Source organism: Acidocella sp. (genome assembly GCF_027352905.1).
In the GTDB taxonomy this organism is placed as follows: Bacteria; Pseudomonadota; Alphaproteobacteria; order Acetobacterales; family Acetobacteraceae; genus Acidocella.
In genome coordinates this window covers 54,969-66,300 of record NZ_DAIEIF010000028.1, presented here as the reverse complement: position 1 = coordinate 66,300, position 11,332 = coordinate 54,969, and the positions used below count along the sequence as shown (strand labels likewise).

The 11,332-nt window shown below is 70.8% G+C and carries 10 protein-coding genes; 5 read left to right on the top strand and 5 right to left on the bottom strand.

Annotation, left to right across the window (positions count from 1 at the left end; all coding sequences use genetic code 11):
- On the bottom strand, window positions 1-1,286 hold a 1,286-nt coding region (locus M7H45_RS04290), incomplete at its 3' end, for a proton-conducting transporter membrane subunit (RefSeq protein WP_298215013.1).
- A 107-nt stretch (window positions 1,287-1,393) separates the two neighbouring features.
- On the opposite strand from M7H45_RS04290, the gene M7H45_RS04285 reads away from it, so the two are divergent.
- A complete protein-coding gene (locus tag M7H45_RS04285) occupies window positions 1,394-2,896 on the top strand; it encodes a class I adenylate-forming enzyme family protein (RefSeq protein WP_298215012.1) in 1,503 nt (500 codons plus the stop codon).
- 19 nt (window positions 2,897-2,915) lie between these two features.
- Here M7H45_RS04285 and thiD read toward each other — a convergent pair whose 3' ends face one another.
- From thiD to folP, 3 genes are read right to left on the bottom strand one after another with little or no spacing between them, the layout of a single operon-like run.
- Window positions 2,916-3,707 carry a bifunctional hydroxymethylpyrimidine kinase/phosphomethylpyrimidine kinase gene (thiD, locus tag M7H45_RS04280; RefSeq protein WP_298215011.1) on the bottom strand — a complete coding sequence of 264 codons (792 nt, stop codon included), beginning with the start codon at window positions 3,705-3,707 and terminating at the stop codon, window positions 2,916-2,918.
- Window positions 3,704-5,071 (bottom strand): phosphoglucosamine mutase, encoded by a 1,368-nt coding sequence (gene glmM, locus M7H45_RS04275; RefSeq protein ID WP_298215010.1) that lies wholly within the window; start codon window positions 5,069-5,071, stop codon window positions 3,704-3,706. The genes thiD and glmM overlap by 4 nt, the downstream gene beginning before the upstream one ends.
- Window positions 5,064-5,906 (bottom strand): dihydropteroate synthase, encoded by an 843-nt coding sequence (folP, locus tag M7H45_RS04270; protein ID WP_298215009.1) that lies wholly within the window; start codon window positions 5,904-5,906, stop codon window positions 5,064-5,066. Before folP ends, glmM begins: the two co-directional genes overlap by 8 nt.
- Window positions 5,907-5,977: 71 nt before the next feature.
- Between folP and M7H45_RS04265 the strand changes: the two genes are divergently transcribed.
- Genes M7H45_RS04265 through M7H45_RS04250 form a run of 4 tightly spaced genes read left to right on the top strand, consistent with a single transcriptional unit; the run spans window position 5,978 to window position 9,953 of the window.
- Window positions 5,978-6,622, top strand: a complete 645-nt coding sequence (locus M7H45_RS04265; protein WP_298215008.1) for a glutathione S-transferase — start codon at window positions 5,978-5,980, stop codon at window positions 6,620-6,622.
- Window positions 6,619-7,059 carry a copper chaperone PCu(A)C gene (locus M7H45_RS04260; RefSeq protein WP_298215007.1) on the top strand — a complete coding sequence of 147 codons (441 nt, stop codon included), beginning with the start codon at window positions 6,619-6,621 and terminating at the stop codon, window positions 7,057-7,059. Before M7H45_RS04265 ends, M7H45_RS04260 begins: the two co-directional genes overlap by 4 nt.
- A 6-nt stretch (window positions 7,060-7,065) precedes the next feature.
- Window positions 7,066-8,706, top strand: coding sequence for a hypothetical protein (locus M7H45_RS04255; protein WP_298215006.1), 1,641 nt, complete (start codon window positions 7,066-7,068; stop codon window positions 8,704-8,706).
- Complete coding sequence (locus M7H45_RS04250) at window positions 8,703-9,953, top strand: glycosyltransferase family 4 protein (protein WP_298215005.1); 1,251 nt, start codon at window positions 8,703-8,705, stop codon at window positions 9,951-9,953. The genes M7H45_RS04255 and M7H45_RS04250 overlap by 4 nt, the downstream gene beginning before the upstream one ends.
- On the opposite strand, the gene M7H45_RS04245 is transcribed toward M7H45_RS04250, so the two are convergent.
- Window positions 9,944-11,083: an aminotransferase class I/II-fold pyridoxal phosphate-dependent enzyme gene (locus tag M7H45_RS04245; RefSeq protein ID WP_298215004.1), complete on the bottom strand. Its 1,140-nt coding sequence runs from the start codon at window positions 11,081-11,083 to the stop codon at window positions 9,944-9,946. The two genes, M7H45_RS04250 and M7H45_RS04245, sit on opposite strands and share 10 nt — an antisense overlap.
- Between the last annotated feature and the right edge of the window lie 249 nt (window positions 11,084-11,332).

Here is an 11,332-nt window from a genome sequence, read left to right as displayed (position 1 = left end):
AGCAGGCTCAGCGGCGCGTAGGTGAGCGGCGGCGCATCCGCATCCGGGGCCAGCAGCCGGATCACCGGGGTCATCACCCCCAGCAGCAGCCCGGGCAGCAGCGCCACCGGCACACACAGCGCCCCCAGCAGCGCCATGGCGATGAAGGGGCCACGCCGCGCATCCTCCGCCGCCGCCGCATGCAGGCTGCGCGGCCGGCCGAGAAAGCCGATGCCGATGAGCCGCACGGCCGCCCCCAGCGCCAGCGCCGCCCCCAGCCCCAAAGCGGCCAGAGCCGCGGTAAAACCGATACGCGCGAGAATCCCGCCGGTGGCCGCAGCGCCGATCACGGCATGAAGGAGCAGAAATTCCGGGGCGAAACCGGGGCCGAGCGGAAGTGCTGCCATGCCCATCGCCCCCAGCAGCATCAGCCCGCCCAGGCGCGGCATGCCCCGCATCAGCCCGCCCAGCCAGTTGAGGCTGGTGGTGCCCACCGCGTGCTTCACCTCCCCCGCGCCAATGAGGAGCAGCGGCTTGAACAGGGCATGGGCCACGGCGCAGAGCAGCGCGGCCTGCAAGCCCAGCCCGGCCAGGGCGGCATCGCCCGTGGTTTTGCCATAGAGGCCGAGCCCCAGCCCCACGGCGATCAGCCCGGCATGCTCGACGGTTGAGCAGGCCAGCACGGTTTTCAGCTCCACCTCGACCATCGCCCGCAGCGCGCCGATGAGCACCGAGAGCGCCCCCGCCGCCGCCAGCGCGCCCCCCCACCAGGGCTGCGCCGCCGGCGCGAGGAGGATGAAGGCGTAGCGGATGAGCACGTAGAGCGCGACCTTGACCATGCCCCCCGACATCAACGCCGAGACCCCGGCGGGCGGCGCCGGATGCGCGCGCGGCAGCCAGCTATGCAAGGGGGCGAGCCCCGCCTTGGCTCCCGCCCCCAGCGCCACCAGCACGAAGGCGAGAGACGAGGGCGGCAGAAACACCGCCGGGATGAGACAGGCGGCGGCGAAGACCGCGATGCCGATATAGAGCGTGGCGGGCTGGCGGTCCCCGCGCAGCACCAGCAGCCAGGAGGCGGCGCTCATCAGCTCGAAGCCGAAGATCAGGCTGAAGGCATCGCCCGCCAGCAGCGTCAGCGCCATGCCCAGCACGAACACCCAGAAGCTGAGCGAGCCGCGCATCCCCGCCAGCGCCGCCGCCACGGTCTGCGGCAGCAGCAGGCAGAGAAACAGCAAGGAGAGGGCGTCGAGATGCAGATGCATCCCCTGCCCTGGCAAGCCGAACACGAAGCCGATGGAATCGCCCACACCCCTCCCCTAGCAAAGCGGCGGCCACGCCGCCATGCGTCCGCCGCCTTTTACCGCGCGGATTTTGCCGCTACGCTCCGGACGGGCGGAACGGGGGGAATAGAGAAATGAACATCGCGCACTGGCTCTACCAATCGGCGCGGGCCTGGCCGGCCGCCCCGGCGATTTTCGACGGACCCAGCCTGCTCGAGGATTACGCGGGCCTGCTCGCCTCCGTCTGCGGCCGCGCCCGCCATCTGCGCGAGCGCCATGGCATCGCTCCGGGCGAGCGGGTCGCCATCTTCGCCAAAAACGCGCCCGATTACATCGCGGCGATCCATGCCTGCTGGTGGCTGGGGGCGACGGTGGTGCCCATCAACCACAAGCTCCACCCCGGCGAGGCGGAATGGATCATCGGCGATGCCGGGGCGCGGCTCGTCCTCACCGATCACGGCGATTCGTTTCCCGGCCGCGCCGGGCTGGCGGAGGAGGCGCTCGGCTCCCGCCCGGCGGCGGCGGCGCCCATCGCGCCGCCCTGCCCGGCGGCGGATACCGACACCGCCTGGCTGTTCTATACCTCCGGCACCACCGGCCGCCCCAAGGGGGTGATGATCAGCCACGACAACCTCCGCCAGATGGCCTTGTGCTACGCGCTGGACATCGAGCAGCCCGCCATGGACAGCCACATGCTCTACGCCGCGCCGATGTCGCACGGGGCGGGGCTCTACATGCTGCCGCAAATCCGCGCCGGCGGGGCGCATCTCATCCCCGCCTCGCGCGGGTTCGATAGCGGCGAGATCATCGCCCTCGCCGCCCATCCCGGCCGGCTCGTCTTCTTCGCCGCGCCCACCATGGTCAAGCGCCTCATCGCCGCGGCGCGCGGCGCGGGCTTCGCCGGGGAGGGCATCCGCACCATCGTCTATGGCGGCGGGCCGATGTACGCCAACGATATCGACGAGGCGCTCGCCCAGTTCGGCCCCCGCTTCGTCCAGGTCTATGGCCAGGGCGAAAGCCCGATGACCATCTCCGTCCTGCCCCGCGCCCTCGTCGCGGACCAGACCCATCCAGACTGGCGCGCCCGCCGCAACTCGGTGGGCTACGCGGCGGGTTGCGTCACCCTCGCGGTGCTGGGGCCGGATGACGCGCCGCTCCCCCCGGGCGAGACCGGCGAGATCTGCGTGCGCGGCCCCTCGGTCATGTCCGGCTACTGGCGCAAGCCGGAGGCGACCGCCGAGACCCTGCGCGGCGGCTGGCTGCATACCGGCGATCTCGGCCATATCGACGAGGACGGGTTTCTCTACCTCACCGACCGTTCCAAGGATGTCATCATCTCCGGCGGCACCAATATCTACCCGCGCGAGGTGGAGGAGGCGCTGTTGCTCCACCCCGCGGTGTTCGAGGTGGCGGTGATCGGCGAGCCGGAACCGGAATGGGGCGAGCAGGTGGTGGCCTGCGTCGTCCTCGCCCCGGGGCGCAGCGCGGCGGAGGCGGAGCTCAGCGCCTGGTGCCGGGAGCGCATCGCCGCCTTCAAGCGGCCCAAGCGCTACCTCTTCCTGCCCGAGCTGCCCAAGAACGGCTACGGCAAAATCCTGAAGACCGATCTGCGCGCGGCCCTGAGCGCCAGCGTTTAGAGTGTTTTAGCGAGCAATTTCAATCTAGCCTCCCGGCCCAGGCCAGATGGTTCACCGGCCCGTGCCCCGCGCCCAGCCCGGGGGCGGTGGCGATGGCGGCTTGCAAATAGGCGCGGGCGCGGCGCAGCGCCGGCTCCAGCGCCATCCCCTGCGCCAGCAGGGTGGCGATGGCGGAGGCCATGGTGCAGCCCGTGCCATGGGTATGGCGGGTGGCGATGCGCGGCAAAGTGAGGCGCGTCACCCCCGCCGGGGTGATCAGCAAATCCGTGAGATCCGGCCCCTCGCCATGCCCGCCCTTCAGCAGGACGGCCCGCGCCCCCATCTCCAACAGCCGCTGCCCGGCGGCGAGGCGCTGCGCCTCGCTCTCCACCGGCAGGCCGGTGAGCTTGGCGGCCTCGGGCAGGTTGGGGGTGATGAGCGTGGCGCGGGGAAGCAGAAGCTCCGCCAGCGCCCGCGCCGCCCCTTCCGCCAGCAGCACCGCGCCGGAGGTCGCGACCATCACCGGGTCCAGCACCACCGGCACGCCCGCCGGCAGCTCGGCGGCGGCGGCGCGGATGATCCCCTCATTGGCCAGCATGCCGAGCTTGACGGCGTCCACGCCGATATCGCCGACCACGGCGCGGATGCAGCGCGCCACGAAATCCGGCGGCACCGCATGCACCGCCTCCACCCCCAGCGTGTTCTGGGCGGTGAGCGCGGTGATGGCGGTGCAGCCATAGCCGCCCAGGGCGGTGATCGTCTTGAGATCGGCCTCGATCCCCGCGCCGCCGCTGCTATCGGAGCCCGCGATGGTGAGAACGCGCGCGATCATTCCGCCGCCGCCGTGGCGGCGGCGATCTCGGCGCATAGCCCGGTGACGATCTCGCCGATCAGCGCCGGGTCCTCGCCCTCGGCCATCACCCGGATCAGCGGCTCGGTGCCGGAGGCGCGGATCAGCACCCGCCCGCCCCCGCCCAGCCGGGCGGTGGCGGTGGCGATCGCCCCCTGGATATGCGGCAGGCCGAGCGGCGAGACGCCCCGGTAACGGACATTGCGCAAAAGCTGCGGCAGCGGGGTGAAGACGCGGCACGCCTCCGAGGCCCGCTTGCGGGAGCGCACCAGCACGGAGAGCACTTGCAGCGCCGCCACCAGCCCATCCCCGGTGGTGGCGAAATCGGAGAGGATGACATGGCCGGATTGCTCGCCGCCGAGATTGAGGCCATGGGCGCGCATCGCCTCCGCCACGTAGCGGTCCCCCACCTTGGTGCGGACGAGGCTCAGGCCGAGCCCGGCGAGAAACCGCTCCAGCCCGAGATTGCTCATCACCGTGGCGGCGATGCCGCCGCCCCGCAAATGGCCGCAGGCGGCCATGTCGCGGGCGATCAGCCCGAGAATCTGGTCGCCATCGATGATCTCGCCCCGCTCATCGGCGAGGATCACCCGGTCGGCGTCGCCATCCAGGGCGATGCCGAGATCCGCCCCATGCTCCAGCACGGCGGCGGAGAGCGCCTGCGGCGCGGTGGAGCCGGAATCGCGGTTGATGTTGAACCCGTCCGGGTTGACGCCGAGGGGAATCACCTCCGCCCCCAGCTCGAACAAGGCGGCGGGGGCGACCTTGTAGGCGGCGCCATGGGCGCAATCCACCACGATGCGCAGCCCATCCAGCCGCAGCCCGCGCGGCAGGCAGAATTTCGCCGCCTCGATATAGCGCCCGGCGGCGTCCACCAGCCGGGCGGCGCGGCCCAGCTGCGCGGGGGCCGCCAGCCGCGCCGCGAGATCCTGGTCCATCAGCGCCTCGATCTGCGCCTCCGCCTCGTCGGAGAGCTTGGCCCCGTCCGGGCCGAACAGCTTGATGCCGTTATCCTCGAACGGGTTGTGGGAGGCGGAGATCATCACCCCGAGATCGAGCCGCAGGGAGCGGGTGAGCATGGCGATGGCCGGGGTGGGCAGCGGCCCGGCCAGGGTCACGTTCATCCCCGCCGAGATGAACCCCGCCGTCAGCGCCGGCTCCAGCATATAGCCGGAGAGCCGCGTATCCTTGCCGATGATCACGCGGTGGCGGTGCTGGCCGCGCCGGAACATCAGCCCCGCCGCCTGGCCGAGCTTGAGCGCCATTTCCGGCGTCATCGGCGCCTGGTTGGCGGTGCCGCGAATCCCATCGGTGCCGAACAGGCGGCGCTTCGGTGTGCTATCCATCATCTCTCTCATTCAGCCGGCGCCAGACGCGCAGGGCCTGGCAGGTGCCCGCCACATCGTGCACGCGCAGTATATGCGCGCCGCGTTCCAGGGCATAGAGTCCGGCGGCGAGGCTCTCCGGGTCGCGCCGCGCCGCCTCGTCCTGGCCGGAGACGCCGCCCAGAAAGCGCTTACGGGAGAGGCCGATGAGCAGCGGGTGCCCGAGCGCGGCCAGGCGGGGGGTGGCGCGCAGCAATTCCAGGTTCTGCCCGCCCTGCTTGGCGAAGCCGATGCCGGGGTCGAGGCAGATCTGGCGCGCCTCCACCCCCGCCGCCAGCGCCGCGTCCCGCGCCGCCCGCAATTCGGCGATCACCTCCGCCGCCACCTCCGCATAGACCGCCTGGGCGTTCATCGTCGCCGGGGTGCCGCGCATATGCATCAGCACCACCGGGCAGCCCGCCCGCGCCACCACCCTCGCCGCATCCGGGTCGTGGCGGAGGGCGGAAATGTCGTTGACGATCCGCGCCCCGGCCTCCAGCCCCGCCGCCATGGTGGCGGCGTGGCGGGTGTCGAGCGAGATCACCGCGCCCGCCCGCGCCAGCGCCCGCACCACCGGCAGCACCCGCGCCATCTCCGCCTCCGGCGTCACCGGCGCGGCGCCGGGGCGGGTGCTCTCCCCGCCAATGTCGATGATGTCGGCCCCCGCCGCCAGCATGCGCCGCCCGGCGGCGATGGCGGCCTCCAGGCTGTCATGCGCGCCGCCATCGGAGAAGGAATCCGGCGTGACGTTGAGGATTCCCATCACCAGCTTGCGGTCGAGGGCGAGCCCCGCCCATTCGGTCACCCGCGGATTCATGCCGCCCGCCCTATCACGCGCGCCGCCCGCCGCGCTATAGACGCGCTATAGACAGGGGCAGGAGGCACCGCATGACGGCACGGCTTTATCTCGGCACCGCCCGCTATTCCTCGTGGTCGATGCGCGGCTGGCTGCTCGTGCGCCTCGCCGGGCTCGCCGCCGAGACGTTATTCCGCCCCTTGGGCGAGGCAAAGTCCGTCTCGCCCAGCGGTCTGGTGCCCTATCTGGAGCATGAGGGGGCGCGGGTGTGGGAGAGCCTCGCCATCGCCGAATATTGCGCGGATCTCAACCCCGCCCTCTGGCCCGCCTCCCGCCCGGCCAAGGCCTGGGCGCGGTCCATCGCCGCCGAGATGCATGCCGGGTTCCGGGGGCTGCGCCAGGCGATGCCGATGAATCTCGGCCGCCCGGATTACGCCGGTCTCGGCCAGACGCCGGAGAGCCTCGCCGATCTCGCCCGCATCGAGGAGATCTGGACGGAGACGCGGGCCGGGTTCGGCGCCGGCGGGCCGTTTCTGTTCGGCGCGGCGTTCAACGCGGCGGATGCCATGTACGCGCCGGTGGTGGCGCGGCTGCTCACCTACGCGCCGCCGCTCTCCGCCGCCAGCCGGGAATATTGCGCGGCGGTGCGGGCGCATCCGCTGGTTGCGGAATGGTATGAATTCGCGGCAAAAGAACCGTCATCCTGGCGAATGGAAAAATTTGAATGCCTCGCATGAAGCTCCGTGACCTGCTCCTGGCCGCGGCCGCGCTCGTCGCCGCCACCCTGCCCGCCGCCGCCGGCTCGCTGGTGCCGGCGATGAATCTCCGGCTCGATCATGGCTCGGTCTGGCAGGCCAACACCAAGCAGAGCGTGACGGAGGGGTTCCTGCAAATCCATAACGATGGCCCCACCGATGACACGCTGACCGGCTGGAACTGCCCCGCCGCGGGCACGACCACGCTGGTGGACAAGGACGGCAAGCCGCTCGACCATCTCACCATCCCCGCCGGCAAGACGGTCACCTTGTCCCCGGATGGTCTCCACCTCGTGCTTGGCGGCCTTCTCTTCCCCATCGAGCGCGGCAGCATTCTGCCCTGCTCCTTCACCTTCACCCAGGCGGGGGAGCTAGGCGGCTTCCTCAACGAGGTCAAACGCCCCCGGGACAAGGGCTGACCGGCATTGCGGGCCCCGGCGAAATCGGCCAAGGCGGGCCCGGCGCGGGTGCAGCCCCTGGCCGCGCCCGAGGGCGCTTTCGACGAGCAGACCTATCTGCGCCTCAACCCGGATGTGCTGATCGCGGTGGCGGAGGGCAAATTCCGCTCCGGGCGCGAGCATTACGAGCTTTACGGCAAGGCGGAGGGGCGTCTGGCCGCCGCGCCGGCCGGCCTGCCCCGCGACAAGATCCTCATCACCGCCCGGCCCGGCCAGGCCGAGGAAGCGCCACACCCGCCCCAGGGCGCGGTGGACGCGATCAAGCTCTCCCCCTCCGGCGGGCTCTACGTCACCGGCTGGGTGCATGACGCGCTGGACCGGCTCGACGCGCTGGAACTCTACGTGCCGGGCTGGTCCACCGCCTTCTCCGCCGCCGCGCTCGCCCGCACCCGCCGCCCGGACGCCGAGGAGGTGGTGAAGCCGCACCTGCCCCACGCGCTCGGCTTCTGGGGGTTCATCCATGCCGGGCAGCATCTGGGGGCCGGCAAGTGCAACGTGGTGATGCGGATGAAATCCGGGGCGGAACTCAGCCTGATCGTCGCCATCGAGACGGTGGAGGATCTGGAATTGCGCTTCCTCGCCTTCCAGCAGCTCGCCACCGCCCATTATCCCGGCCCCGCCTATTTCAACGCCCCCGCCGTCATCGCCGCCGCCATCGGCCCGCAGCTGGTGGAGTTCAGCGCCATGCTGACCCGCCGGGCGGTGAGCGCCCCCTTCATCGAGCGTTTCCACCAGCCGGGGCGGCGGCCGCTCGCCTCGATCATCGTCTGCCTCTATGGGCGGCCGGAATATCTGCGGCTGCAACAGGCGCTCTTCGCCCGCCAGCCGGGGGCGGAGGAGTATGAATATGTCTATGTCTGTAACAGCGCAAGCCTGGCGGAGACACTGCTCAAGGACGCCGCCATCGCCCATCGCGCGCATGGGCTGGACATCACGCTGATCCTGCTCGGCGCCAATGCCGGCTTCGCCGCCGCCAATAATCTCGGCGCGGCCCAGGCGCGCGCCTCCCGCCTCGTCTTCGTCAATCCGGACGTCTTCCCCAAGGAGCCGGATTTCGCCCGCCGCCATCTCGCTTTGGCCGCGGCGGGGCCGGCGGCGCGAACGGATCTGTTCGGCGCGGCGCTCTATTACGATGACGGCTCGCTGATGCATGCGGGCATGTATTTCGAGGCCGATACCGCCCCCGGCTTCATGCTCGGCCAGGGCGAGGATGTCACCCTGCTGCGCGTCGAGCATTACGGCAAGGGCGCGCCGCCGGATGACGCCGCGCTGTTGCGCCCGCGCCCGGTGCCGGCGGTGAGCGGCGCCTTCATCTCGGCCGCGCGCGGCTGGTTCGAGAGGCTGGAGGGCTTCTCCGAGAGCTATGTTTTCGGACATTACGAGGATGCCGATCTCTGCCTGCGCAGCCTGGAGGCCGGCCGGCCCGCCTGGCTGCACGACCTGCATCTCTGGCATCTGGAGGGCAAGGGCGGCGCGCGCCTGCCGGTGCATGAGGGCGCCGCGGCGGTCAACCGCTGGCTGTTCACCCAAAGCTGGCTGCAGACGCTGCGCGCCGGGCTGCTGGGGCCGCAAGCCGCCCACCCCGCCTTGAGCGAGGCGGCGGCGTGAAGGTCCTCATCATCGCCATGTACCATCCGGAGCTGGTGCGCGGCGGCTCCCAGCAAGTGGCCCATGAATTGTTCCAGGGGTTGCGGGAGACGCCGGGGGTGGAGCCGGTGCTGCTCTGCTCGGCCGACCATAACAGCCCGGCCCTGTTCAAGAGCGGCGCGCGCATCACCGGCTTCGACGGGCGGGAGAACGAGTTCCTTTTTCTCTCCCATGATTACGATTACGTCTGGCAGAAACTGCCCTTGCCGCTCCAGGCCCAGGCCTTCGCCGAATTCCTGGAGCGCATCCGGCCCGATGTGGTGCATTTCCACCATTTCATGACCTATGGCATCGATTATCTCTCGCTGGCGCGGCGGGTCTGCCCCGCGGCGCGCATCGTTTTCACGGCCCATGAGTTCCTCGTCGTCTGCGCGGCCCAGGGCCATATGGTGCGCCCGCCCGATGGCGCGCTGTGCGAGAGGGCCACGCCGGTGCGCTGCCATCAATGCCTGCCCCAGCACCCGCCCGAGCATTTTTTCCTGCGCGCGCAATGGATGAAATCCCATCTCGCGGCGGTGGACCGCTTCACCGTGCCGGGGCGGTTCATGGCCGCCACCTATGAAAAATGGGGGCTGCCGGCGGAGAAGATCACGCATGTGCCCAACGGGTTGCGCCTGCCCTCGCTCAAGGCGCAACCCGCCGCCCCGGCCAGGCGCAACCGCTTCGGTTTCTTTGGGCAACTCATCGACGTGAAGGGGTTGTCCGTTCTGCTGGAGGCGGTTGCGCTGCTGCGCGCCGAGGGGTTCACCGATTTCTCGGTGGAGGTGAATGGCGAGAACATCCACTTCGCCTCGCCCGAGATCCGGGCGCGGATCGAGCAATTCCAGGCCGGGGAGGCGGAGCTGCCCCCCGCCGAGCGGCGGGTGCGCTTCAATGGCGGCTACCATCCGGGCCAGGTGGCGGCGCGGATGGCGCGGGTGGATTGGGTGGTGGTGCCCTCCCTCTGGTGGGAAATTTTCTGCCTGGTTCTCTCCGAGGCCTGGGCTTGCGGCAGGCCGGTCATCGCCTCCGATGTGGGCGGGCTGGCTGAGCGCGTCACCGATGGCGGGGACGGGCTGCTCTTTCCCCTCGGGGATGCCCGCGCCCTGGCGGAGGCGATGCGCCGCGCCGCGACGGAGGAGGGGCTGTGGGAGCGGCTGGCCGCCGGCATCGCCCCGCCGCCCAGCCTGGCGGAGATGGTCGCGGGCTATTTGAAGGTTTACGGCTGAGCCGGCAGGCGCCGGACCAGGGCGGCGAGGCGCGCGATCTCCTCATCTGGCTGCAAGGCCGAGAAGGCGAAGCGCAGCCGGGCCGTGCCCGGCGGCACGGTGGGCGGACGGATGGCGGTGACGAGAAAGCCCTCCGCCTCCAGAGCGCGCGAGGCGGCGAGCGCCGCCGCGGCCTCGCCCAGCACCAGCGGCACGATGGGGCTTTGCGCCAGGGGCAGCCCCGCCGCCACGGTGAAGGCGCGCGCCTTGGCCAGCGGCAGGGCGGCATAGGCCGGGTCGCGCTCGATGACATCCAGCGCGGCGATGGCGGCGGCGGCCACACCCGGCGGCAGGCCGGTGGAATAGACGAAACTGCGCGCCCGGTTGCGCAACAGCTCGACCACCGGGGCGGAGGCGCAGACATAACCGCCATAGCCGCCCACCGCCTTGGAGAGCGTGCCCATTTGCAGGGGGACGCGGGGATGGGCCGTGCCATGCCCGTCATTGAGCACGCCGATGCCATGGGCGTCGTCCGAGAGCAGCCAGGCTTCATGCGCCTCCGCCACATCGGCCAGGGCGTCGAGGGGAGCGAGATCGCCATCCATGGAGAACACGCCATCCGTGGCGATCATCGCCCGGCCCCGCGGCGGGCGCCGCGCCGCCAGCAGGGAGGCGGCCTGCGCCACGTCGTTATGGCGGAAGACCTCCACCCGCGCGCCGGAGAGGCGCGCGCCGGCCCATAGGCAGGAATGGGCGAGCTCATCCAGGAGAATGAGATCGCCCTCCCCCATCAGCGCCGGGATGAGCCCGGCATTGGCGAGATAACCGGAGCCGAACAGGCAGCACGCCGCGCTGCCCTTGAGCCGGGCCAGCCGCGCCTCCAGCTCCGCCAGCAGCGGATGATTGCCGGTGATGAGCCGCGAGGCCCCCGCGCCGACGCCATGCCGGCGCGTCGCCTCCAGCGCCGCAGCGATGACGGCGGGATGCCGGGAGAGGTTGAGATAATCGTTGCAGGAGAAAGAGAGCAGGCGCTGGCCGTTCCGCTCCACCCACGCCCCCTCACCCCGCGTTGTTTCCACCAACTGGCGGCGCAGGCTGCCGGCCTCCAGGCGGGCGAGCTTGGCTTGGGCGAATTGATCGAGCGAGCGCAAATGATCTTCTCGGCGTCAACGTGGCGGGCGGGGACATGGCTGGAGCGGCATCCCATCAAATGGACTCATTTGATAGAGAAAGTTGCTGGTCCAGATCATCGTCAGAGCGTTTCCATGAACCGAAGGGAATGAGAACGCTCTAACGGATATCGCCCGGCGCCGGAAGCCCGGACCCGGCAAAAAAAGACCCGCCAGCCCATGGCCAGCGGGTCAAGTCAACAGGGAGGCTTCACGTCTGGGAGACGTGGG

Excerpts from the sequence above, each read along its gene's own strand:
- M7H45_RS04285 (WP_298215012.1), top strand. The coding sequence starts at position 1,394 with ATGAACATCGCGCACTGGCTCTACCAATCGGCGCGGGCCTGGCCGGCC.
- thiD (WP_298215011.1), bottom strand. The coding sequence starts at position 3,707 with ATGATCGCGCGCGTTCTCACCATCGCGGGCTCCGATAGCAGCGGCGGC.
- glmM (WP_298215010.1), bottom strand. The coding sequence starts at position 5,071 with ATGGATAGCACACCGAAGCGCCGCCTGTTCGGCACCGATGGGATTCGC.
- folP (WP_298215009.1), bottom strand. The coding sequence starts at position 5,906 with ATGAATCCGCGGGTGACCGAATGGGCGGGGCTCGCCCTCGACCGCAAG.
- M7H45_RS04265 (WP_298215008.1), top strand. The coding sequence starts at position 5,978 with ATGACGGCACGGCTTTATCTCGGCACCGCCCGCTATTCCTCGTGGTCG.
- M7H45_RS04260 (WP_298215007.1), top strand. The coding sequence starts at position 6,619 with ATGAAGCTCCGTGACCTGCTCCTGGCCGCGGCCGCGCTCGTCGCCGCC.